Raw genomic sequence first — 24,452 nt, 5'->3', positions numbered from 1 at the left:
AAACCTTTACCAAAAATTTTTAACCGCTTTCTTAAATGTTGTTTACATTATAGGTCAAAACTTTTTATTTATCAAGCATAATTTTATTATTTTTTTATTTTTTTAGAATCTTAAGTTAAATTAAAGGTTTCGTTTCATCATTTAGCAACCATAACATTGATATAACTAGATTAACTTATAATAAATGATATTTCACATAAACAGTAAAACAAATATTGACTTGATATAATTTTGCTGTTATATTCATTTTATCCAAACAAAAGTTATTAATATAATATTTTGTTTGAAAATACACATGATAAGAGTGATCTAAATGTCATATGAACAAGACCTAATCGTAAAAATTGCATGGAAATACTACAATGATGGTTTAACTCAAAACGAAATAGCTGAATCTTTAAATTTGTCAAGGATGAAAGTTATTAAATACCTTGAAAAAGCTAAAACAAACAATATCATTCAATTTAAGGTCAACTTGAATAAACTCACTAATATAGATCTTCAAAACAAAATTAAGCAAAAATATGGTTTAAGGGATATTTGTATTGTTCCATCAAATGGTCATACGATAGCTACTAGTCTAACAATTGCCGCTTCGCAATACATTGAAGATCGTATTACGAGTAACACAATGATTAATGTTGGATATGGTGAAGCAGTATCAAAAACACTGGGACATTTAAGTATCTCAACAAAATATAAGGTTACTTTTGTCTCCTTATCCGGTGGTGTGAAATTTTATATGCCGACTGCAATAGACACAGCATCAGATTATTACACCAATCCAAACTACAACCACTACATTATGCCTTCTCCATTGATGGTTTCTTCGGCTAATCTTGCAAAACAATTGCTTAATGAGAAACCAATTCAAAAAATATACGAAATGATTCCTTACTCTCAAATAACTGTAATTGGAATCGGCGCTCTTAATGAACGTGCCACCATCGTAAAGGAAGATTACCTAAATACCAGTGATATTGAGGTCATAAAATCTAAGGGTGCAGTTGGAGACTTGTTAAGCCAGTTCTATGATATTAATGGCAATGTTTTAGATTTAGATATACATAAAAAACTCATTAGTACACAAATTGAATTACTAAAATCACTAAATCACGTAGTAGCTGTAGCAGGTGGCCCTGAAAAGAAAGAGGCAATTGCTGGTGCGCTAAAAGGAGGGTATATTGATGTATTAATTACTGATGAGTTAGTGGCCCAAAGTTTGGTTTAATTAAAATGGAAAGGGAGTTGAATATGGGGAAATATACAATGGCAATTGACGCTGGAACAGGTAGTGTTAGAGTTATTTTATTTGACTCACAAGGTAATGAACAATCTGTTTCGCAATCTGAGTGGACCCACAAAGAAGATAAAAGATATCCAGGTTCAATGGACTTTGATGTAGATACAAACATAGCAATAATTATTGACTTAATTAAAGAGACCATTAGCAAAAGTAATAAAGATCCAAATGATATTGTATCTCTTTCAACAACCAGTATGCGTGAAGGTATTGTTCTATATGATGAAAACGGGAAAGAGTTATGGGCTTGTGCAAATGTTGACTCCAGATCTGATTATGAGGTAAATAATCTAAATAAAATAAGCGATTCCTTAGAATCAGATATCTACAAGGTTTCTGGTCAAACATTTTCACTTGGCGCGATACCTAGAATACTTTGGGTAAAAAATAATCTTCCTGTAACCTATAAGCACACTAAATATGTAACGATGCTCAATGATTGGATAATTTATCGTCTAACCAACGTTATTTCAGTCGAACCTTCAAATGGTTGTACAACGGGACTTTTTGATATTAAAAAGAGGGGATGGGAACCCGAAATCGCTAAAAAAGCCGGTCTAAAAAGCGACATCTTTCCAGTTGTTTACGAAAGTGGAACTGTTGTAAGTAAAGTAACCGAAAAAATGGCAACGCTTACAGGATTAGACAATGAAACGTTGATTGTCGCAGGTGGTGGGGATGCCCAGCTAGGATGTATTGGTATGGGTGTAATTGATGAGGAAAATGCTGCACTATTGGGCGGAAGTTTTTGGCAATATGAGTATACAACTAAAAATGTTAAATTTGATGACAAATGCAGAGTAAGAATAAACTGTCATGCAGTTCCGAATACCTGGCAGTACGAAGCAATAGCTTTTTTTCCAGGACTCGTAATGAAGTGGTTTAGGGATACTTTCTGTGAGCTTGAGAGATATATTGAAAAAGAAACAGGTGAAAACCTGTATTCACAGATGGAAAAACGAGCAGAAAAAGTTCCACCTGGCAGTAATGGTATGTTAGGCACATTTTCCAATAAAATGAATTATATCTCCTGGAAACATGCTGCTCCAAGCTTTATAAATTTCAAACTAGATTCCGACAAGTTTAATAAGGCAACATTTTATAGAGCAATAATGGAAAATGCTGCATTTGTAACAAAAGCAAACATTGAATTAGTTAAAGAAATCACAGATAGCTCTCCGGATACGGTTGTTTTTGCCGGAGGTGCATCAAAGAGTGCCTTATGGTGTCAAATTATTGCTGATGTAATCAACAAACCAATTAAAGTACCTGTTGTTAAGGAATCAACTGCCTTGGGTGCCGCAATTTGTGCTGGTGTAGGCGCGAATATATACGAAAGCTTTGATGAAGCCATTTCAAAGGTTGTTAAATTTGAGAAAACCTACTATCCAATCAGGGAAAATAATGTTATTTATGAAGATCTATATAAGAAATGGAAATATATATATATAACCCAATTAGAATTAGCAGATAAAGGACTAACAGACCATATGTGGACTGCACCAGGATTAAAATAATTATACAAGGAGTGTTTCAATGAGTATTGTTAATGAAAATAACAAGGAATATAGATTTGGAGATAGTGGCCCAAAATATCTAATGAAAGGTCCAAGAATGAACTTTGGTATTGTAGTATTAAAGCCTGGACAAGATTTTAATGCACATTATCATAATGTAATGGAAGAAAACTTTTACATTTTAGAGGGGGAATTGGAAATACATATTGATAATGAAATTTCCAATTGTAAACAAGGCGATTTTATTCACATAGAGCCAAAAAAAGTTCACTATTTAATCAATAAGGGAGTTAAGGACTTTAAAGCAGCATTTATGCTATCCCCCTTTCAAGAAAAGGACAAAGTTGAGGTAGATTATAAGCCTTATAGTAACTAACCTAATGGCGTACTAATAATTATAAATACTAATGAAGATTTTTTATTCAAGATAGAACTTAAATAATACCCACATCTAAATAACTGATGTGGGTATTATTAGTTTCTCTTTCCGTCTACTTATAAAAATAATAACAAACAAAAACGTACAACAAGGGAGTGTCAGAAAATGAACATATCAAATTCCAACCAAGATACTATTGGGCAAATGGACATACTACAAAAAGAATCGAAAAATGTATGGCTGTTGATTACTAATTGTTTATAGGAGTGAAAACGCATATTGCAAAATGGTATGCAAAATCAAGCGAAACTGATGCAGATATTCCTCAATTTTCGATGTGGGGGAACCTCCATATATTAACAGTACAAGAAGGTGTTGATAAATGTAAGAAGGAATAAATTGAGTCTATACAGTCAATTGGTGCAAGAACGTTTAATATTACAAAAGGAATCGCCGCAGTCTAAGTAGCAGTAATAATTGCCGCATCACAACTCACACTGCCAGTCACTATCCATTGCTCAACCGTGGAATACGGATACTCAACGAGCCGTTTAACCTCCAATTCGCCTTCAATACTACAAATGAAAATTGGCTCGTAATCACGAATTAACTGAAACAGTTGTTATGTGTCTGCTTTAACCAGATGCATGTCACGTGCTTAATTCCCTCAAAATCATTCTTCCATATAGTTATTCCCCCCACCTCAGATGCTATGTATCATTCGGATGAACCTTAACAGACAAGTTAACATTGGCATCCAAGATATTGACAAGAGGAAATCCCTCATTATTATCAGTTATTCGATTTAATAACTCCTCGTAATTTTTCAGTCATGCAATTTCATTTCGAACCTGTTTCCTTCTTGGAATACATCCTGTAAAAAATTGGTTCATAATACATTATATAAGCCTCCTTTTTTAATATATGAAAGTCCGATGCTTTCACCCTTTAAATAGGTTTAATTCTTACTCCTATATACAAATTGGTGTAATCTAAAATAGTAAAGAATATAAAAACACCTTCAAATGTTTTCAGTTAATCGAAGGTGTTTCTGTATGAGGAATTAATAATACAATCTTATGATTTACCTGGCTAATCGAAAAATCCATATTTGTTCTTTTCTTTGTTGTTAAAACACCTAATCGCAGGTAATAAAGTACGCTCTAGGTCTTAAACAATTCCTCCCCTGCTATCCCGGGGTGAGTCATTTCGTATGGATCTAAGATTATGTCTAACTCTTCTTCTGTTAAGACATCATATTTTAAACATAAATCACGTACAGACTCTCCAGTCGTAATTGCTTCTCTAGCTATGCGCGCAACTACTTCATAACCCAGATGCGGATTGACTGCTGTAATAATTCCAACATTTCTTTCCACATCGCTCTTTAGCTTCTCATTATTTGCTTCAATTCCATTAAGGCAATGGTCCGTAAATACGTTAAATGAATTGTTCATAATATCAATAGACTGCAGTAAATTAAAAACAAGTACGGGTTCCATAACATTTAACTCAAATTGTCCAGCCTCTGAAGCTAAACATATTGTATTGTCATTTCCAATCACTTGAAAAGCCACTTGATTTATTAATTCCGGCATAACAGGATTTACTTTTCCAGGCATTATTGAAGAACCAGGTTGAAGAGCAGGTAGTTTAATTTCATTGAATCCTACACCTGGTCCGGATGCCATTAATCTCAAATCATTTGCTATTTTTGACATATTCATCATACATACTTTCAGACTTGCAGAAACTTCTGTATAGGCATCAGTATTTTGGGTAGCATCAACTAGATTACTGGCATTTACTAAAGGAAAACTACTTATATCAGCTAAATGTTTAACAACACTTTCGATATACTTGGGGTTTGCATTCAGACCTGTTCCAACTGCTGTTGCACCCATGTTTACTTCATATAAATGTTCTGCTGACCGTTCAATTCGTTTGATATCACGCTCTACTACTCTACTATATGCCTCAAACTCCTGCCCTAAGCGTATAGGAACTGCATCTTGCAAGTGTGTACGACCCATTTTAATAATCTCATCAAATTCACTAGCTTTATTAACAAATGCATGATACATTTTGCGCATAGTTTCAAGTAATTTTTTCAATAAGGAAAGAGTGGCAATATGAATAGCGGTGGGAAATGAATCATTTGTTGACTGAGACATATTCACAATAGAGTTAGGGCTAAGCTGAAAGTAATCTCCTTTTTCTTTACCTAGTATTTCTAACCCACGATTGGCAATAACCTCGTTTGTATTCATGTTTATAGACGTACCTGCCCCACCCTGAATAGGGTCTACAAGGAATTGGTCATGCCATTTCCCCTCTATTATTTCATCAGCAACCTGAACGATGACATTACCAAGCCCACTATAAAGACGCCCTACCTCCATGTTTGCGGTGGCTGACGCTTTTTTAACCATTGCCATCGCATTAATTAACTCTTTATGGATCTTGTACCCTGTAATAGGAAAATTCTCTACAGCTCGTAATGTTTGTATTCCATAATAAGAATCAATTGGAACGTTTTTTGATCCCAAAAAATCTTTCTCTATTCTTACACCAACGGCTTCCATTACCATACCACCCCTCTTAATTATATGATCTCATCACTATTAAACTAAGAGAGATTGTAAACATGACAACCTCTCTTAATTTTTAAACCAAATTTTTATCCTCTAACTTTAGCTGGACCAGGGGTAACCAAATTCCCAATTGGTTCAGTTAGAATTTTACCATCTTTCATTACAGTTGTACCTCTAACGATTGTCCTGACAGGCATTCCTTTAACCTGGAAGCCATCATATGCAGTAACTTTACTTTTGCTGTGAAGATTTTCCCTTTTAATAACTGACTGCTTATTCATATCAACAATCGTAAAATCGGCATCAGAACCAACTTGGATTGAGCCTTTTTGTGGATAGACTCCATACTGTTTAGCAGGATTGGCTGAAAGCAGTGAAGCAGCTTGTCGAATTGTAATCTTCTCATCAGACACAGCGTTTAACATCAATGGAGCAAGTGTTTCTACCCCACACATTCCTGCTGGTACATTCCATAAATCACCCTTTTTTTCCTCTTCAGTATGAGGTGCATGATCCGAACAAACAAAAGAAAGAACGCCATTTGAAATACCTTCCCATAACCTCTCTTGATCCTTTTTAAATTTCACAAGAGGGTATACTTTCATCGAGGGACCAATATTCTCATAATCTTCGTTCGTCAAAAATAAATAATGAGGACATGTTTCAGCTGTAATCGGATAACCCTCTTCCTGAGCTTTACTAATTAAGTCAACACCTTCTGCTGAGCTAACATGTAGGATATGCAATCTTGTGCCTGTCTTTTTTGCCATTGCAATTCCAGCCTCAATAGTCATTTCTTCTGCTAGATTAGGTCTGGAAGCTAGTACTGTCTCATAATCATTTTTCCCAGTATCTTTCATCTTTTTCGTTAAGTAGTTTATTAAATCACTATTCTCCGCATGGATAGCAAATGTTTTCTCTGTCTTAGCAACTTCTTCAAGCATCTGATAAACTTCTCCGTCATTACACGGTGGAATTACATCCTTCATTCCCTCTTCGTAATTGTAGATTAATTGAAATGTCTTTTTATTTACGGCATATCCCCAAAAATATTTAAAGCCTATAACACCAGACCTGTCTAATCCTTGAAGATCTTTTAAATTTATATCACCAAGGCAAATTCCCCAGAGAGCAAAATCAACATGTGCTTTTTTCTTTAAATTGTCTGATTGGTTCTGAAAGTTTTCTGCATTATTAACTGGGGGATTGGTATTTGGCATTTCAAACACTGTAGTAATACCACCCGCTGCTGCAGCTTTTGTAGAATGATAAAAGTCCTCTTTATAAGTGGATCCGCCATCTCTCGAATGGACATGGCTATCTATTAATCCTGGCAATACATATAATCCAGATGCATCCGTTGTTTCTTCTGCTCCTCCATCTAATTCTTCAGCTGAAATAGAAACAATTTTCCCATCTTTAATGTATATGTTAGCTTGATATTCATCCTCTGGCGTAACAATGTTTCCATTGTAAATTACATGATCCCACTTCATGAATAAATCCTCCCTTAATTTTCTAATTAGCTAATTCGACAGTTCCTACAAGATCATTTATGTCCTTTATCTTATGAGTTACCAAATACTCTTTAATTCCGTCTAATATTTCCATCATTGCCATTGGGTTTATAAAACTTGCTGTACCAACTTGTATTGCATTTGCTCCGGCAATAATCATTTCAATAGCATCTTCGTAATTCATCACACCACCACAACCTATAATTGGAAGGTCTGTAACTCCACGTACTTGATGAATCATCCGAACAATAATTGGTTTAACAGCAGGCCCTGAAACTCCGCCTAATACATTTCCAATCTTCGGCTTGTGTGTGTGAATATCGATTGCCATTCCCAAAAGTGTATTTGCAACATTTAACCCATCTGCTCCACCTTTCTCACAAGCAAGTGCAATTTCTTGTATGCTAGTCACATTAGGAGTGAGTTTTGCAATAATAGGCAGTTCAGTTACAACTCTCACTTTCTTGAGGAGCTCATAGGAAAGGTCAGCATCCATTCCAAATGCTTTTCCATCACCTTTTAAATTCGGGCAGGAAATATTTAGTTCAATAGCAGAGACTCCTGGATCATTGCCAATTATTCTTGTCATCTCCACAAACTCATCGACGGAATCTGCTGAAATACTAGCAATTAGTGGTGTTTTATATTGTTGATATGCTGAAATAGTGTGTTCCATGTAATACTCTAAACCCTTACTTTGTATCCCTATGGAATTAATCATTCCACCTGTTACTTCACATACTCTAGGTGTGGCATTCCCGCCTCGAGGGTATTTTGTAATGCTTTTTGGAACGACTGCCCCAAGGTTGTTGAAATCAAAAAGGGACTCCATTTCAATGCCAAAAGCCCCAGATGCTGGCATAACAGGATTATCTAAATAAAGATCACCAATTTTGACGCTGAGGTTTACGTTCTCCATTAGCTTAACACCACCTTTTCAAGGTCAAACACCGGTCCTTCTTTACAAACACGTACAGAATTAATACCACTTTCTTCCTGAATATCACAAACACATGCATAACATACTCCCATAGCACAACCCATATGTTCCTCAAGTGCTATTTGTGAAGGAATTTGATTGGTTTTCGTAACTTTTTGCAATAATTTTGATAGACGTTTTGACCCACAAGTGAACGCTGCTTTAATATCATTCTCAGTTAGTAACTGTTCAACTAATTGCTGTACATCTTCTGCATCACTAGTACCGTCTTCTTCCGTAACTTTGTAAACCTGCGCCCCGAATCCCTGCAATGTTTCAGCAGCAAGAAGGTCATTATTGCTTCTGGCACTTAATATCGCAACACACTTTATATTCTTCTCTGCAGCTTCTTGAGCTAGAGCAGCCAATGTCGCAATCCCAACACCTCTTGCAAGCAATAAAATAGTGTCCCATTCAGGATTTAATTCAAATCCTACTCCCAATGGTCCAAAGATATCTACTGTTTCATCAGCAACTACATCAGTAAGTTCGATTGTACCTTGCCCTTTAACAAGATATAAAAATTCAATAGTTTTTTCTTCCTTATTAATGCGATAAATACTAAATGGTCGTCTTAAAAAAGGCAAATCATTCTCTCCACATTTTATGTTGAAAAACTGACCTGGCTTAATCAACTCTGTAATTGAAGATGCGTCTAGCTTCATATGCCAGTAGCGATCGCTGACTTTTACATTTGATAAAACATTTAGTTTATTGACTTTCATGAAGTTCACCTCTAATACTACTTTTGTAAACTTTAGCCCATTTAAGAATTTCTTTCTCAAGTAATCTTGCACCAACAGCGATTTGCTCCCAAGAGGTGTATTCCTCCGGGTTATGACTTAATCCATCATTTGATGGGATAAATAATAAACTAGCTGGAAATAATTTCGCCATATTCATCGCATCATGCCCAGCCCCGCTTGGCATCAATTGATAGGAATATCCACTTTCTTTACATGTTTCCTCTATACTTCTAGTGATAACTGGATCCATTTCTGTTGGTTGTTCATCACCAATTTTTGTATAATTAATCCTTAACTTTCTGGAATTCTCAACTTTATCAATAGCTTTAAGTAGCTGTTTTATAACTACTTCTTTAGATGCTGCAGAGTTTCCTCTTATATCAACATCAATTTCTACCAGTCCTGGTACAATATTCATTGCACCTGGTTTCACATCACATACACCGACTGTCGCAACGGTTCCTTCTGACGCTTCTGAAATAGCAGCTGACTCAATCGAGAGTGCAATTTCAGCTGCACCTAGAAAAGCATCTTTACGGTACCCCATAGGTGTTGTTCCTGAATGAGACGACTGACCATTTATTTGTAATTTAAATCTGGTTGGACCAGCTATTCCTGTTACAATACCAATTTGTTTTCCGCTGTTTTCCAGAATAGGACCTTGTTCAATATGAAGTTCCAAGAAAACTTCAATTTCTTCTTTCTGACGCTCTGCTTCCTTTAATTTGCCTATATTTAATGAGTATTTCGAAAATTCATCAGATAAAGTTATGTCATTTTTATCTTTAAGTTCAGCAATATCTTTTTCCTCTAATAAGCCTGTCATTGCCTTGCTTCCTAGAGTAGATATTCCAAACCTCGCAGATTCTTCACAAGCGAATACGATTACTTCAAGTGGGTGCTCCGTCTTTATCCTTTTATCGTTTAAACTTCGAATTACTTCAAGAGCTGCCACTACCCCGACAGTGCCATCGTATTCTCCTGCCTCATAGACACTATCAATATGTGAGCCAAATGCAACTACCGGAAGATGAGAGTATGCCCCCTCACGTCTTGCAATTACATTACCGACCGCATCAACTCTTACTGTCAAGCCTGCTTGTTTAAAGAGCTCAATCAAATAGTTCGATGCTCGTTGCTCTGTATCGGTATATGCTAATCGATTTATCCCCAAACCTTCATCAGTAAATTTATTTAGTGAATTAAGCGTGTTTTGTAATCGCTTTAAATTCATAGGTAAAACCCCACTTCCGTTGAACTATCCTAGTTTCATTATATTACAAGATAGCCGCACTTTCTCATGTCTAAATAAACAGAAAACAACCGATATTTTTAGTTTTTTCTATAATAATTTGGTTAAATAGACAAATTTAGATTGTTATAAGTGAGTCAAATAAAATCGTGAATATATTACAGGGTGAAAAGGGGAATCTATCCAATATTGGGGTGAAGATTTCGGTATGAGGTTGAAGTCACCATTCACGTTGATAAACCAAATTTCAAGCCGATATACCTCTATTCCAGCTGATAACCCACACATCTAAGGTGATATATTCATCTTCCGGTTGATATAACAAATTCCAGGTCGAAATCCCTCTAATCCAGTTGATAAACATATCTGGTCAAAGTTCCCGTATCTTATCGAAGTTCTATAGACTCATAAACTGCTAAAAATTGCACTTATGCAGTATGAAAGGACTTAACTGCAAAATAAGACGATCAATGAATGATCGTCTTATTCGTATTCCTTTTTTCTTCATTATAATAATTTTACAATCCCTACATGATCAACTATATTAATATGTGTTCCATAGGCTTCAGATAATTCCTGCAGATTTTTAATAATAGCGTCATTAGTTGATAGTTTTGGCCAACCCCTTTGATAACGCTCTTGACCATACCCCAGCTCAATGGGATAAAGAATAAGTTCCGTTAACACACCATCTGACATCTTCCAATAAGGAATGACAGACTCCCAAACAAGTGGATTCGTTCCAAGTCCTATCGTGTCATTTTTACTTCTTTTATCTATCGCATCAGCTACATTTTTTTCAGGACTTAAATCATATTTCTCGTAGAAATCAGCAGGAAGAAACTCAACCGTGTCATTTTGGAAAATAAAGTTGCCTAAGCTATAAAATATTGGTCTGTTTTGGTAAATTTCAATCCCTCGCAAAATATGAGGGCCATGCCCTAATACGGCATGAGCACCTTCATCAATACAGGATCTTGCCACTTCTTCTATAAAATCTGCAGTAAGCTTTTTGTCTTCCCCTTGCATTTCATGGGAATGGATGCTAACTATAACATAATTAGCCTGCCGTTTGGCTTCAGAAATGGATGCTTTAATTCTTTTCAGATCATTTTTATTAGGAGTCCGTTTAAGACCTGGTGCATCACTTTCAATGAAATTATAACTTCCGAAAGTAAACTCCTGATTATCTTCCTCAGCCAAGAAGCCTTCTTTTAAATCAAGATTCCGTTGTACATTGATTCCAGTTTTTTCAGCTATCTCTTTCAATACTTTTAAGTTTTCAGATGTCGTTTGATAGTAATTAGTATATCGTAATCCGTTCACACCTGGCCGACCGGGCATGTCTCTTCGTTGTTCCCCTGCCATCCACGTTTCGTGAAAGGTTGAAGTTAATGCAATCAATGCAACCCTTCCAGATGGGGTTTCAATATACTTAGGAGAGCTTGCTTCGGACAAATTTTCTCCGACACCAGCATGTACAAGTTCAGCTTTCTCTAGAAAATGCTTCGTAGCTGATAACCCGCTATATAAATAATCCAGAGTATGGTTATTTGCCCAAGCAACACAGTTAAACCCATAGGATTTAAGATGATTAATAACCTTAGGACGAGCTGCTGCCCAAGTTCCACCACTAACTGCGGATGGCATTTTATCAATTCCTGGTGTTGTCATTTCGAAATTCGTGAAGCGAAAATCACCTTGATTAATAAGTTGCGAAATTTTCATGAATTCATGGGATTGAGTAGTAGGTAAAGGTCTTGTAATAAAACTATCTCCGGTAGCTACAAATGAAATTTCCTGGCTCAAATCTGCACTTCACCCCTTTATTTTATATCAAAACCCTGTTCTTTAATGAAATCAGTTAATTTTTTTCTTCTTGGTTTGGAAATGTATTCAGCTAACTGTTCAGACCACCCGTGAGTACGTGTCCCATTTGTTCTCCTATTATAGTAATCTGAAATAATTTCATCATATTTTTCCAAAGCATCGGGAATTTTATTTATTTGATATTTCTCTTTGTGTATTACCGCCTCAGCAGGAAACCTTGGCTTCTGCCAAGGTTGCTGGTCAGGATAACCTAAGCACATACCCATAACAGGAAAAACATGCTTAGGAAGTTCTAGTAATTCTGCGACACTCTCTGTGTTATTCCTAATTCCTCCTATCATGACACCACCCAACTTATGGGATCGTGCCCCTAGGAGAACGTTCTGGGCCACTAATGCCGCATCTACAGAACCAACAATAACATTTTCGAGCTCATCAATTGCCATCTTTTCTTTTTGTTTTTCAGAAGCTAAATGTAATTTATGAAAATCAGCACAAATAACAAGAAACACCGGACATTGGCGTATATAACGCTGATCCCCACAGAGCTCACTAAGTATGTCTTTAGAGCTTTTATCTTTTATAACAATTATGCTATATGCTTGCATATTATGAGATGTCGGTGCCCAGCAAGCTGAATGAAGAATAGAGTCTAAAATTTCTTCATCTATTTGTTTATCCAGAAACTTCCTTATAGATCGATGGCTTTCAATAAGTTGAATTGCCTCAGGTTTGTCAATCATTAAAAGCCCTCCTTGCTACCTTATTCTAATAGATTTACCAGGAATAAAGAGATTTCAGGTACATACGTAATTAATAGAAGAGCACCTAAATTGAATGCTAAGAATTTCAATATACCCGGCATCATTTCAGCCATATCAATTTTAGTTACGGTTTGCGTTACAAATATATTCATACCAAATGGCGGTGTATACATACCAATAGCCAAGTTCGCAATCATAATAATTCCGAGGTGTACTGGGTCGATTCCTAAAGCCAATGCAGCTGGATATAGTAATGGTGCAGTAACAATAATCGCCGCAACCCCTTCCATAAACATTCCTAATAGCAATAGAATAAGGTTTAGGATCAGTAAGAACAACATGGCAGAGGTTATATTTTGTGAAATAAACTCTGCAACCATTTGTGGCAAGCGCGCTCTTGTCAGCACCCATCCCAGTACTTGTGCTGCAGCTACAAGAACAAGTACTTGTGCAGATGTAATAGCAGATTCAACGCAGATCGTGTACATTTTTTTCAACGTTAGTTCCTTATAAACAAAAAAGCCAATAACGAAAGCATAGACCGCAGAAATTCCTGCTGCCTCAGTCGGCGTAAATATTCCTGAGTATATACCTCCTAAAATAATCACAGGTATAAGTAATGCCCATATTGCTTTCCCAAAAGATAACGCCAATTCACTGAATGATGCTTTATTATCCCTAGGCAGATTATTCTTTTTGGCATAAATATAAATATAAAGAATTGAAGAAAGACCAAATACAATACCTGCTCCAATCCCTGCAATAAAGAGACTGCCAACTGACACACCTGTAACAGAACCAAAAATAATTAAGGTAATACTTGGTGGGATGATAAGTGAAACTGACCCAGCAGATGCTAATAACCCAGCAGAGAATGACTTACCATACCCACCCCGAAGTAAATCAGGATACATGATTTTCCCTATAGCTATTACAGTTGCTGGACTTGAACCAGATAGTGCACCAAAAAACATACTCGAAACTTGAGTTGTCATTGCAATTCCACCAGACAAATGACCAACTAACGCTCGTGAAAAGCGCAAAATCCTTCGAGACAGACCCCCGCCATCCATAATATTAGCGGCTAATATAAAAAAGGGTAATGCCATCAATGCAAACTGATCTATCCCTCCAAATAAACGCTGTATTAGAATCATCGGTTGTATATCACTGGAGAAAAGAACCGCTAAAAAAGCAGCCATCCCTAAGGAGATAAATATCGGTACACTAGTAAGTAAAAATAAAAAGATTAAAATCCCTAATGTAGTTAACATAGTTATTACCCCTTTTAGTCTAAGCTCGTTTGATAATTTCTTAATAGGTTAATAGTTTGAGTGATTATATGAACTATTGACAAAATAGCACCTACAGGAATTGCTAAATAAATCCAATACATCTTTATTTCCAATGAAGGTGTGATTTGTCCTGTATCCATACTAAAAATAACTAAATCAAAACCAAACTTGATAAGGAAAATCATAAAAACTACAGCAATAATATTAATATATACTTGTAATACTTTTTTCCCTGCTTTGGAAACAGAATTAATTAATAAATCAACACCAACATGGATTCCTCTTCGAAAACAAATACTTGAGCCAATAAAAGCAATCCATATCATCGCATACCGGATAAATTCCTCTGCCCAGGTTGTATTAGCATCGAAAAAATAGCGTAAAACAATATTCACAAAGAGTACTAAGGTAGCAGCTATTAATGCTGTTCCTACAAAAACATCTTCTGCTTTTTTTAATATCCTCATCGTTTTCCACCTCTTCTTGATATTACAAAAAACAAAAAACAAGGGATTTCGAAATGATTAAGTGTTTAATCCCTTGTTTTAAATAATAAAAATTAGCTTTGAGTTTCTGCAATTTTTTCTTTAACCTTTTTAAGTAACTCTAATTGTTCAGGTTTATTATAAACCTCTTTATGAAATGGCTCTGATACTTCCCTGAACTTCTCAACTTCCTCATCTGACAATTCATAATAATCTACTCCAGAGTCTTTTATCTTTTGTCTGTACTCTTCTTCTGTTTCTTTTAGTGCCTTTCTTGCATCATCTCTACCTTTTACTTGTGCTTCCTTAATTAATTTCTTAGTATCTCCTGTTAGACCTTCAAACCACCCTTGATTTGCCATTAATAAATAGGTCATTGTGCCATGATAGCTTTCAATTATATTGCCTTGTACCTCATGGTAATTGTTTAAGAATATCGTTTGCAGAGGATTTTCCTGTCCATCCACTACTCCTTGTTGAAGTGAATTATATACTTCAGCGTACGGAACAGGAATAGCATTGGCTCCCCACAGTTCATACTGGCTAATTAATAGCGGTGACTCCATCACCCTAAATGTTAACCCTTTCATATCTTCTGGTGAAGTGATCTTTGTGTCTTGTGTTGTAAACAATTTATAACCGCCTGGCCAAAATCCTAATCCTTTAAAACCACCAGATTCTAGTGTATCTAAGATTTCAGTTCCGACTTCACTATCAAGGACTTCGTATTTCTTTTCAGCTTCCTTTGGCCATAAATAAGGTAGATCGACAATTTTTACATCATCAACAAATGGTGTAACTACAGCTGAAGGCTGCATTGTAATATTAATTTCACCTATTTGAGTAGATTCCACCTGTTCTCTAAGACTTCCAAGCTGTGAAGCAGGATAAATCTCTACTTTAATATTTCCTCCTGACTTCTCTTCAACCACTTCTTTAAATTTAGTGGCCCCTACATGTTCCGGGCTTTCTATAGGCTGGTTATGACTGAATGTTATAGTCATTTCCGGGTATCCGCCCCCGCCTTCTCCTCCGCTTTCTGAATCTGCTTCGGAGTCGTCTCCGCATGCGGTTAATAATAACAACAATACAGCAATAGCCATAACTATAAACTTTTTACTAATCAAAATTTTACCCCCTTCATTTATATACCTATAGTTCTTGCCAAAATGTGAAAGCGCTGACACTATAGGTATCTTAATTATATTTTATATTACATATATTTTCTGAAGATTAAAATATGTAATATAGCCAAAAAAATCGGATATTTTTGTCTGAACTGACAGTAGACATTTATTTACCATGATTTTTATAAATTTAAATTTCACCAAGATTAAGTATATTGTGTATTTTCAATCCTAAATAAAGATTCATTTTCCCTTCTGAGGTCTTTAAGTCACAACCAGTAATCGTTTCAATTTTATTAATTCGATACTTAAGTGTATTAACATGGATATATAAAGAGCTAGCAGTTATTTTTAATATTTCATCATGAAAAAAATAAGTTTGTAATGTTGTTAGCAACTGATTGTTTATATCCTGCTTAACTATCTTACCTATTGTTTCATCATAAAAGTCGAGTAGCTCCCTGTTACCATTTAATTGATTAATTAAACGGTATGCACCTAAATCGTTGTAGTAGACGATTTGTTGAGAATTTTTCACTGTTTCACTTAAATGTAATGCTTGCTCAGCCTGAAGAAAACTTTTCTGAATACCTTCTGGGCCTTTGCCAATTCTCCCAATACCCAAAGATAATTTAACAGACGAGCCGACATATTTTGAAAGTGCATTATATATTTCGCTATATAACTCTTCCATATTTCCACTTTCTTCTTGAACAGGAAAAATGATACAAATCCCATTCCGTATATGACCAACTAACATATCATCCTTTAAATCTTGAAGTACAGAATTAATCTGATAATCTTTTAACTCTACATAATTCTTGGCTTCAGAATGACTATCCCTGACACTAAATAGTAAACATACATACCCAGTGTCTTTAGTAATAAGGTATTTATCTCCCCACTCAATAAGATTTTTCTCTTTAATGGTTTCACTGAATAATAGTTCTCTCATAAAATCACTTTTATATTGTTGCTCAATATCATATTTGACTTTTAATCGAAGGAACTCCAGTGATAACAAGCTGGATGCTTTCTCAAGAATAGCTAAATCGATTGATAAGTGGTCATTATTTACTCCCCACGATGTTATATTTCCATAATATTGACCATCAACAATAATGGGAGCAACAATGCATGATACTATTTCATCTTCATATTTACGTTCGTATTGAATAGGTCGTTGAATTACAGAAAGTTCGTATACTTGTTCTTTACGTAAGGGTGAAATATATCCTTCTGGGGATGGAACTAGGATATAAGAGAATTCACTTTCAATAGTAATCATATTTTTCGTTAAGTACCCGACATTTTCCACAAAACCATCTACACCCTGAGCATTCATTGAGATTTCATGCAGCACCTGTGTTGCCTGTTCCAAATCTTCCTGAAGCACTACCTTATCATTAAATATGTGGTTCATAACCGGGGATAAAATATCCAGATATTTAACATCATCGGGAATTTTTATTATAGGAAAACCTAACTTATTTGCACTATCTAAAATTCCGTCTGGGATACTTTTAATGAACTGTGAGGGTTTTATCGCAAGCGCGGTTGCTCCCGCATTATGTAAATTTCGAACAAGCAAATTTTGGGCATCACTATCATCTTTAATAGCAAATAGAGAAGTCAATATCAGTTCTTTTCCTTTTAACCATTGAACGACCTCAGGAACCTCCATGATGGTAATGTTTTCAATAATTCGATTTAATCCCTTTTCACCAGCAACAATCTCACACTCGCAAAATTTGCCTAGTTTCATAGCATTACGCAAGGAAAGACTCATAGTACCACCTCCTTTAAATTTCTATCTTTAAATCACATTTAAATGTTGAAAATTGCACGATTAAAAAAATGCGCTAGTGAACTACAAAGTGATTTGCTCGGCAGTTATGAAAACTGCATAAGTACAACTTAGTACCTTGCCATTAAAACTTGGCGACAAGACATTGCCTAGTCATATCTTTTCTTAGTTTAGTTCGAACTCTTTTTTAAACTCTTCAAAATCAATTTCAAGTATTTCGCAGTACGTTTTGACTTCTTTAAAAAAATCAAAACCTTCTTCAACAGGCTGATCCCGGTATTCTGAATAATAAATAAGTAAATTGTGCAACTCAGAAAAAGCTTCTACTTTTCGAATCTCCTTCATTTTTAATCACCTCTTCCTTTATATAAATGTTCAATAAACAAAAAGTTCGACGAGTCTGTTAAACCTAAATATGGCCTAATAACACGCCCAACATAAAAATTAGTGAACATTCTTATTATCACATATTATCATAATATTTTATTATTATCAGTAAAGCATTTGCAAATGAAATATTTGGAAGGGACGGAGGGGAGATGTTCCGTTCCACTCCACTTCCCATAAAGGAATTCAAAAAACCCCTATCTGTTTAAACTACAATCGAATCTCACATAAAAAAAGTGGCATCGGGATAAGTTTTCTATCCAGATGCCACTTTTTCAGCTTGAGAAACGATAGTACTTAAAAGAAAGGTATTTTCTGCTTTAGCAGAAAATGGACAATTGTAATCTAGAAATAGGTTTCGCACTACATTCCCGCTATCTGGCTCGCATCCAAAATCCCCATCGCAAAAACTAGGATTACAGCAAGCATTATAGCCAAAGCTAAATAGAGAACGAGTGACTTAACTTTTGTTCCAAGCGAGGTTTGGTAGTATGCCTTAACGCGCTTGACCTCTTTTCTAATCTCCATAAGTCTATTTTCGTTTTTATGGTAAATACTCTCTACAATTGAATCGAGATGGATATCCGGGTCTACTTCCAGTGTATCTTCTCTGATGTTCATTTCGTTTAAGATTCTTCTTAAAATGTGTTTCTCTGCCCTATTCTTTTTAATTTCAGTACGCTTCTTTTCCTGTAAAACCGGAAATGTGAAGCCTTCATTATTTTGCAAGTAACGATTAACGCTGTCTTTTCGTTCTTTTATTCTACTAAATAAAGAAGTAAATTGATTCTCACTGATTTCGGAAAGACCATATTCGCCTGACTGATCAGCTAAAAAGCGAAACTCCTTGTTTAGTTCTGTCAACACATTTTCTTCATGCTTCATAATTTCCATGTCTGTATTCTGTTTAAATTGTTTCCACCAAGTCACAAGACCAAAAATAAATACTAGAATTAGTATGGGGTCTGGTGAGATAAAAAGAATTGGAATTAGAACTAATAGCCCGACTAACCAAATGTTCGGTGACAATACACTCACGATCCGTCCACCATCAAGTGGGGAAACAGGAAATAGGTTGAATAAATTAATAAGTGCACCGAGCTGAACGACAAGTGCCCAGTAAGGATCCCCTGTTGAAATATATAGAGCAAATGCTGGAAGAATGGATATTAATCCAGCTAAAGGACCACCATAGGCCACAAAAAATTCTGTTTTAGCATTGTCGATTTTTTTAGGATCTATCCCAATCGCAGCTCCTAAAAATGGTATGAAAACTGCGGGACTTGTTGGAATGTTTTTCAACTTAGCAGCAACAAGGTGCCCCATCTCGTGAATAAATATTAAGTAAACAAGTGCAATTGCAAATTTCCACCCAAAAAATATAGCATATGCCCAAAGGGATACAAACATTGAAGCTAACGTAGCAAATTTCCCAACTTTAAGTAAAACCAACAGCCATTTCGCCTTGGTTAATAGGAAGACTCCAATTACAGCTAGCCATCCCCAGTAACCCTTTTTTGTATTTTGTTTAGCAGTTGCTGCCATCATAAATCCCCTCTATCCATTGTTGCTCTCATCTATATTAGCAAGTTTAACATAAACTTATTTTTGGGTGTCTGATATGAAAGAGATTTCTAAACTAAATAACTAAATCTATGGGTGGGGTGATCTTGTATGGGGGAAAACGGGACAGGGGTCAGGTTCATCTTCCCGCTTTTTGATGAATCCCGGAACAAGGTTCCTGTCCCTCACGTCCCCCTTTACCGCGACAACACTTTGACAAACTCATTATACGTTTCTGCATTAATCAGTTTTTGTACGGTGGTTGGGCTATCAATGATTTTTCCTAGTAGTTCGTACATGGACTGGAGGTCTTCCATGCTGTTTCGTCTGACACTAAGTATGCAGACAAATTGAACTGGTTGATCGCCCCAGGTAACTGGTTTTTCCAGTGTACATACTGACAAAAATGTTTCGTCCGATTGTGGTGATATTGGATGTGGGACGGCGACAAGATTGCCGTAAGCAGTTGAGGCAACTTTTTCACGTTCATAAATAGCATCCAGGAATGACTCGTCGACCATGGATTGATGCTCTAAGTGGTCGAACATAAACCGTAACACCTCATCTTTGGAACTAAATTTCTTTTTTAAAAAAAGTAATCCCGGCTGAAAATAATCGTAAATTGATTGTTCATTTTCAACAATAAACGATTCGATATGTTCAATATCCTGTTTACCGAGGACAGCGTTTACTTCAATCACCGGTAAAGAAACGTCCTCTGGAATTGGAACTGAACTGATGATAAAATCAATCGCACTTAAATCATACTGGTTCAGCTTGTAATATTGGGTAGTTCCGATGACTTCAAGTTTCCCTTCAAATTTTGACTTGATCCGATAGTAGAGCAGCCGGGCACTTCCCAAGCCGGAAGCACAGACAATTAGGCAGCGCTTTGGTTTTGTTTCCATCCTGCGCCTTTCCATGGCAGCACCTATATGTAAGGCAAGATACCCGATTTCATTTTCATTGATTTCCGAGCCAGTTTGCTCTTCTATCGCTAGTCCAGCTATGATTCCAGCCTCATATGCCATTGGATAATTCCGCTTGATATCCTCCAGCATCGGATTCCGTATATTCATGCCATATTTATATCGATTAATAGCAGGTTTTAAATGCAAGCCTAGCGCAATCATCAATTCTTGATCAGGATAGATTTTCAAATTCAATTTATCTTCTATTTTTTCAAGTATCGCATTAACTAAATAATGTGTGTCTGACTCAATAAGATGATCAACCTCGTCGTCATCACCGGAAACAGACACCATTTTTGTTCCCAGTAAATGAATCGCTACATAGGCAACCTCTTCTTCCGGAAATATCATACCTAGTTTATTTTCAACCTTTTTTACGATACGTTCGGCTACTTTAAATTCCTTTTGTTCAATAATTTCCTCAAAATCCGTATGATACAGTGAAACGTGATGGCCATCTTTAATTCGTTTATATGCAATGACGATATGGATTAGAAGATTGTTAATCGCGATATCTGATAATGTTATGTCATTAGCTTTGATCTCACCTACAATAATTTTAACTATAGCATCCATATCTTTTTTATGAAAAGAAGAAAAAAGTTCATCCGGCAGTTTGTCGCTTATTTCCTCACTCCTATCAAAGACGTACTCAGCCATGCAGAACCGAAGTTTCAGCTCATCACCTACTAGCCTTAAACCATGATTGGGACGGGATTCCAGGTGGATATCATAATCACTCAAGACAGTCTTAACGTTTTTCAGGTCATTTTGGATGGTGGATTTGCTAACATAAATTTCATCTGCCAAGTCATCCAATTTCAGATAACAATCACTTAGCAAAAAACGCTTAATCAGGTAAGCCGTACGCTCTTCCGGCAGACTGGGAACAAGGCTGTCATCCGATACTTCCTCATTAAAAATACCCTTAAGAAACTGCCGGAATTTATGGTCGTCGTTTATTTCCAGTTTGTATCCTTTTCCCATAATGGTATGGATTTTTGCACCATGCTCGGAAATAATCACATTCAGGTTTTTGACATCATTCCTGGTCGTCCGTGCTGTAACCTGATTAATAGTTGCAAGGTAATCCCCGGTTACCGGTAACTCCATAGCCATTAATTCCCGCATTATATGTTTCATTCTGGCGTTTAGCATCTCGTTTCTTCTCCTTATCCCCCAAAACGTTTTACCTAGAGTCGGTTATGAGGTAACCCGATTAACGAATTCTGGCAAATATTCCTGATGCGCTTCCAGCATCTCATCAAGTATGTTTTTTGCAATGGTGTCAGACGGAACAAGCGGATTAATAGTCATGGCAAGCATGGCTTTCTGATAATCTCCTGTGACAGCGGCTTCTGCACTAATCCGTTCAAACGATTTTATTTGTTGAACAAGCCCTCTGACGGCAACAGGCAGATCCCCTACTGCAATTGGTTTCGGTCCATCTTTTGTAATTACACAGTTAACTTCAACTGCCGATTCGTTTGGAATGCTAGCAATTGCTCCATTGTTTTTAGTGTTCACTGGCTGTATATCACCTTTATCATTATAAATAGAATTAATTAAACTGCAGGCGGCATCACTGTAATAAGCGCCACCCCGTTCCTCCAGCTGCTTCGGTTTCACAGTTAGGTCGGGATTCTTATAAATATCAAACAGTTCTTTTTCAAGCTGTTTCACAACCTGAGCCCGCGTTCCTTTTTCCGCGAAATCTTTTTGTTCTTCTTCCAATAATTTGCTTGTCTGATAATAATAACGATGATAGGGACATGGTAAAGCAGCTAACCCTTTAATGAAATCTTTATCCCACCCAAGATCGACAATGTTTTTCATGGTTAAGCCATTACCACTGACTAATTTATCCAATACATTCTCTGTTATTGTTTCACCGTCCAGGTATACGTTCAGTCCATAAACCATATGATTCAAGCCGGCAAAATCAATTTGTATCCGATCAGCATCTACACCAAGCATCTCCGCAACACCCATACGCATTCCAACTGGTACATTGCATAGACCGACTGTTTTTGTGATATTGCTATAGCGTAAAACTGCTTCTGTCACCATACCAGCAGGGTTGGAAAAATTAATCAGCCATGCATTGGGGCAATACGTTTCAACGTCCCAGCAAATATCTAAAATGACAGGAATCGTCCGCAAGCCTTTAAACAATCCACCAGGACCATTCGTTTCTTGTCCGATGACTCCATATTTTAGAGGTATCGATTCGTCTTTGGCACGTGCATCCAATTGACCGACCCGAATTTGGGTGGTAACAAAGTCCGCTCCCGGCAACGCCTCACGACGATCCAGTGACGTGTGTATTTCCATCGGGACACCAGCTTTTTCAACCATCCGTTTTGCTAGATCTCCGATGATTGCCAGTTTTTCGCTGCCTTCAGGAATATCAACTAGCCACAATTCCCGTACAGGAAGTTCATCATACCGGTTGATAAACCCCTCAACAAGTTCCGGTGTATAGCTGGAACCGCCACCTATTGTCACTATTTTAATACCACGCATGTCTTAACGCCACCTCCTGTTTTAAAACCCATTATTCTCAGAAACAGCTTTAATCCAATAGGCACTTTTCTTGGCAGTACGTTCTTGCGTTTCCAGGTTAACTGAGAAAAAGCCATAACGATTTTTATACGCGTTCATCCATGACCAGTTGTCCATGAACGACCAGAGATGATAACCCTTTGCATTGCAGCCTTCTTCAATAGCTTGATGCAGCCACTTCAAGTGTTCCCGAATGAATTCAATTCGGTAGTCATCCTGGATTTCGCCTTTTTCAATAAAACGCTCTTCATTCTGTACACCCATACCATTTTCGGATATAAACGATGGAATATTACCGTAGTGCTCTTTTAAATTAATCATAATATCATAGACGCCTTTTTCATAGATCTCCCAGCCGCGATATTTATTCATTTTACGTCCAGGCATTTCATACATATCGAAATACCAATCAGGCATAAACGGCCCATACGGATTAGGAATGTTCTCTTTTGCTTTTACACGACGTGGCTGATAATAGTTCACACCTAGAAGATCTGCTGTATTTGTTTTCAATAGTTCCTTATCACCTTTTTCCGCTGTTGGTAAGTGCCCATGCTCCTTCAAAATATCAACGAGTTCCTGCGGGTATTCTCCCAGAACAGCAGGGTCCAGAAAACTCCGATTGAAAAATAAGTCCGCAATTCGTGACGCCTTTAGATCAGCTGGATTATTACTCCGTGGATAGGAAGGTGTCAAATTAAGAATGATTCCGATGGTGCCATCCGGTATATGATGTCTGCGGAACGCCTCGACAGCTTTTGCGTGAGCGATCATTGTATTATATGCAACCTGAAAGGCACGTTTGGCATCAACAATGTTCGGATAGTGAAAATCGTATAAATAACCACCTTCAACAGGAACGATTGGCTCATTAAAAGTAAACCATTTCGTCACACGGTCGCCGAACAGACGGAAACATTCATCTGCATATCTGGCATAAGCTTCAACAACTTCTCTGTTTTCCCATCCACCTTCTTCCTGCAATTCAAATGGCATATCAAAATGGAATAGATTTATGAATGGTTCAATATCATGTGCGAGCAATTCGTCAATAACATTGTTATAGAATGTTACAGCCTCCGGATTAATCTTCCCTCGGCCACCCGGAATCAATCTTGACCAAGAGATCGAGAATCTATAGGTGTTATGCCCGATTTCCTTCATCCGTTTGATATCTTCTTTATAACGATGGTAAAAATCAGAAGTAGTCTCTGGTCCGACATTTTCAAAAAAACGATTGGACTCTTTTTCATACCAGTGATCCCATATATTCTTGCCTTTGCCACACGCGCTGGCAGCACCTTCAATTTGGGTGGCTGATGTGGCACTTCCCCACCAGAAATCCTTTGGAAATGAATACGTAATTGTCAT

The 24,452-nt window shown here is 36.6% G+C and carries 20 protein-coding genes; 4 read left to right on the top strand and 16 right to left on the bottom strand.

The features are described from left to right. Window positions 1-313 precede the first annotated feature (313 nt). From ACE1TG_RS05355 to ACE1TG_RS05340, 4 genes are all read left to right on the top strand, one after another. On the top strand, window positions 314-1,231 hold the full coding sequence (locus tag ACE1TG_RS05355; protein ID WP_375051329.1) for a sugar-binding transcriptional regulator: 918 nt from the start codon (window positions 314-316) through the stop codon (window positions 1,229-1,231). A 23-nt stretch (window positions 1,232-1,254) separates the two neighbouring features. Next, window positions 1,255-2,820, top strand: coding sequence for an autoinducer-2 kinase (gene lsrK, locus ACE1TG_RS05350; protein WP_375051328.1), 1,566 nt, complete (start codon window positions 1,255-1,257; stop codon window positions 2,818-2,820). A gap of 19 nt (window positions 2,821-2,839) precedes the next feature. Then, the gene (locus tag ACE1TG_RS05345) at window positions 2,840-3,196 is read left to right on the top strand and encodes a cupin domain-containing protein (protein WP_375051327.1); all 357 of its coding nucleotides are present in this window, start codon (window positions 2,840-2,842) and stop codon (window positions 3,194-3,196) included. Between the two features lie 269 nt (window positions 3,197-3,465). Next, window positions 3,466-3,597, top strand: coding sequence for a hypothetical protein (locus ACE1TG_RS05340; protein WP_375051326.1), 132 nt, complete (start codon window positions 3,466-3,468; stop codon window positions 3,595-3,597). A 765-nt stretch (window positions 3,598-4,362) separates the two neighbouring features. Here the strand turns inward: ACE1TG_RS05340 and aspA are convergent. From aspA to ACE1TG_RS05260, 16 genes are all read right to left on the bottom strand, one after another. Beyond that, a complete protein-coding gene (gene aspA / locus ACE1TG_RS05335) occupies window positions 4,363-5,784 on the bottom strand; it encodes an aspartate ammonia-lyase (protein WP_375051325.1) in 1,422 nt (473 codons plus the stop codon). 95 nt (window positions 5,785-5,879) lie between these two features. Continuing rightward, the gene (allB, locus tag ACE1TG_RS05330; protein WP_375051324.1) at window positions 5,880-7,289 is read right to left on the bottom strand and encodes an allantoinase AllB; all 1,410 of its coding nucleotides are present in this window, start codon (window positions 7,287-7,289) and stop codon (window positions 5,880-5,882) included. Between the two features lie 22 nt (window positions 7,290-7,311). Beyond that, window positions 7,312-8,229 (bottom strand): dihydroorotate dehydrogenase, encoded by a 918-nt coding sequence (locus ACE1TG_RS05325; RefSeq protein ID WP_375051323.1) that lies wholly within the window; start codon window positions 8,227-8,229, stop codon window positions 7,312-7,314. After that, on the bottom strand, window positions 8,229-9,014 hold the full coding sequence (locus tag ACE1TG_RS05320; RefSeq protein WP_375051322.1) for a dihydroorotate dehydrogenase electron transfer subunit: 786 nt from the start codon (window positions 9,012-9,014) through the stop codon (window positions 8,229-8,231). Before ACE1TG_RS05320 ends, ACE1TG_RS05325 begins: the two co-directional genes overlap by 1 nt. Continuing rightward, on the bottom strand, window positions 9,001-10,269 hold the full coding sequence (locus ACE1TG_RS05315) for a Zn-dependent hydrolase (RefSeq protein ID WP_375051321.1): 1,269 nt from the start codon (window positions 10,267-10,269) through the stop codon (window positions 9,001-9,003). The genes ACE1TG_RS05320 and ACE1TG_RS05315 overlap by 14 nt, the downstream gene beginning before the upstream one ends. A gap of 525 nt (window positions 10,270-10,794) precedes the next feature. Further along, window positions 10,795-12,096, bottom strand: a complete 1,302-nt coding sequence (locus ACE1TG_RS05310; protein WP_375051320.1) for a CapA family protein — start codon at window positions 12,094-12,096, stop codon at window positions 10,795-10,797. Between the two features lie 17 nt (window positions 12,097-12,113). Continuing rightward, complete coding sequence (nfsA, locus tag ACE1TG_RS05305; protein ID WP_375051319.1) at window positions 12,114-12,860, bottom strand: oxygen-insensitive NADPH nitroreductase; 747 nt, start codon at window positions 12,858-12,860, stop codon at window positions 12,114-12,116. A gap of 20 nt (window positions 12,861-12,880) precedes the next feature. Continuing rightward, on the bottom strand, window positions 12,881-14,155 hold the full coding sequence (locus ACE1TG_RS05300) for a TRAP transporter large permease (protein ID WP_375051318.1): 1,275 nt from the start codon (window positions 14,153-14,155) through the stop codon (window positions 12,881-12,883). Between the two features lie 14 nt (window positions 14,156-14,169). Further along, window positions 14,170-14,643 (bottom strand): TRAP transporter small permease, encoded by a 474-nt coding sequence (locus tag ACE1TG_RS05295; RefSeq protein WP_375051317.1) that lies wholly within the window; start codon window positions 14,641-14,643, stop codon window positions 14,170-14,172. 92 nt (window positions 14,644-14,735) lie between these two features. Then, window positions 14,736-15,788, bottom strand: a complete 1,053-nt coding sequence (locus ACE1TG_RS05290) for a TRAP transporter substrate-binding protein (RefSeq protein WP_375051316.1) — start codon at window positions 15,786-15,788, stop codon at window positions 14,736-14,738. A gap of 190 nt (window positions 15,789-15,978) precedes the next feature. Continuing rightward, window positions 15,979-17,577 carry a PucR family transcriptional regulator gene (locus ACE1TG_RS05285; RefSeq protein ID WP_375051315.1) on the bottom strand — a complete coding sequence of 533 codons (1,599 nt, stop codon included), beginning with the start codon at window positions 17,575-17,577 and terminating at the stop codon, window positions 15,979-15,981. A gap of 183 nt (window positions 17,578-17,760) precedes the next feature. Beyond that, complete coding sequence (locus tag ACE1TG_RS05280; protein ID WP_375051314.1) at window positions 17,761-17,940, bottom strand: hypothetical protein; 180 nt, start codon at window positions 17,938-17,940, stop codon at window positions 17,761-17,763. 405 nt (window positions 17,941-18,345) lie between these two features. Further along, on the bottom strand, window positions 18,346-19,530 hold the full coding sequence (locus tag ACE1TG_RS05275) for a site-2 protease family protein (protein ID WP_375051313.1): 1,185 nt from the start codon (window positions 19,528-19,530) through the stop codon (window positions 18,346-18,348). 212 nt (window positions 19,531-19,742) lie between these two features. Then, window positions 19,743-21,659: a BglG family transcription antiterminator gene (locus tag ACE1TG_RS05270; RefSeq protein ID WP_375051312.1), complete on the bottom strand. Its 1,917-nt coding sequence runs from the start codon at window positions 21,657-21,659 to the stop codon at window positions 19,743-19,745. 60 nt (window positions 21,660-21,719) lie between these two features. Further along, on the bottom strand, window positions 21,720-23,042 hold the full coding sequence (locus ACE1TG_RS05265) for a 6-phospho-beta-glucosidase (RefSeq protein WP_375051311.1): 1,323 nt from the start codon (window positions 23,040-23,042) through the stop codon (window positions 21,720-21,722). Window positions 23,043-23,063: 21 nt separating this feature from the next. Continuing rightward, complete coding sequence (locus ACE1TG_RS05260; protein WP_375051310.1) at window positions 23,064-24,452, bottom strand: glycoside hydrolase family 1 protein; 1,389 nt, start codon at window positions 24,450-24,452, stop codon at window positions 23,064-23,066.

The sequence above is a fragment of the Virgibacillus sp. JSM 102003 genome, assembly GCF_041949995.1.
Lineage (GTDB): Bacteria > Bacillota > Bacilli > Bacillales > Amphibacillaceae > Lentibacillus.
Note: the sequence above shows the minus strand (reverse complement) of the source record. Positions and strands in the feature narration are given on the sequence as shown.

What these genes read in the sequence shown, in the direction of transcription:
- ACE1TG_RS05355 (WP_375051329.1), top strand. Translation starts at nt 314, where the DNA reads ATGTCATATGAACAAGACCTAATCGTAAAAATTGCATGGAAATACTAC.
- lsrK (WP_375051328.1), top strand. Translation starts at nt 1,255, where the DNA reads ATGGGGAAATATACAATGGCAATTGACGCTGGAACAGGTAGTGTTAGA.
- ACE1TG_RS05345 (WP_375051327.1), top strand. Translation starts at nt 2,840, where the DNA reads ATGAGTATTGTTAATGAAAATAACAAGGAATATAGATTTGGAGATAGT.
- aspA (WP_375051325.1), bottom strand. Translation starts at nt 5,784, where the DNA reads ATGGAAGCCGTTGGTGTAAGAATAGAGAAAGATTTTTTGGGATCAAAA.
- allB (WP_375051324.1), bottom strand. Translation starts at nt 7,289, where the DNA reads ATGAAGTGGGATCATGTAATTTACAATGGAAACATTGTTACGCCAGAG.
- ACE1TG_RS05325 (WP_375051323.1), bottom strand. Translation starts at nt 8,229, where the DNA reads ATGGAGAACGTAAACCTCAGCGTCAAAATTGGTGATCTTTATTTAGAT.
- ACE1TG_RS05320 (WP_375051322.1), bottom strand. Translation starts at nt 9,014, where the DNA reads ATGAAAGTCAATAAACTAAATGTTTTATCAAATGTAAAAGTCAGCGAT.
- ACE1TG_RS05315 (WP_375051321.1), bottom strand. Translation starts at nt 10,269, where the DNA reads ATGAATTTAAAGCGATTACAAAACACGCTTAATTCACTAAATAAATTT.
- nfsA (WP_375051319.1), bottom strand. Translation starts at nt 12,860, where the DNA reads ATGATTGACAAACCTGAGGCAATTCAACTTATTGAAAGCCATCGATCT.
- ACE1TG_RS05300 (WP_375051318.1), bottom strand. Translation starts at nt 14,155, where the DNA reads ATGTTAACTACATTAGGGATTTTAATCTTTTTATTTTTACTTACTAGT.
- ACE1TG_RS05295 (WP_375051317.1), bottom strand. Translation starts at nt 14,643, where the DNA reads ATGAGGATATTAAAAAAAGCAGAAGATGTTTTTGTAGGAACAGCATTA.
- ACE1TG_RS05285 (WP_375051315.1), bottom strand. Translation starts at nt 17,577, where the DNA reads ATGAGTCTTTCCTTGCGTAATGCTATGAAACTAGGCAAATTTTGCGAG.
- ACE1TG_RS05280 (WP_375051314.1), bottom strand. Translation starts at nt 17,940, where the DNA reads ATGAAGGAGATTCGAAAAGTAGAAGCTTTTTCTGAGTTGCACAATTTA.
- ACE1TG_RS05275 (WP_375051313.1), bottom strand. Translation starts at nt 19,530, where the DNA reads ATGATGGCAGCAACTGCTAAACAAAATACAAAAAAGGGTTACTGGGGA.
- ACE1TG_RS05270 (WP_375051312.1), bottom strand. Translation starts at nt 21,659, where the DNA reads ATGAAACATATAATGCGGGAATTAATGGCTATGGAGTTACCGGTAACC.
- ACE1TG_RS05265 (WP_375051311.1), bottom strand. Translation starts at nt 23,042, where the DNA reads ATGCGTGGTATTAAAATAGTGACAATAGGTGGCGGTTCCAGCTATACA.
- ACE1TG_RS05260 (WP_375051310.1), bottom strand. Translation starts at nt 24,452, where the DNA reads ATGACAATTACGTATTCATTTCCAAAGGATTTCTGGTGGGGAAGTGCC.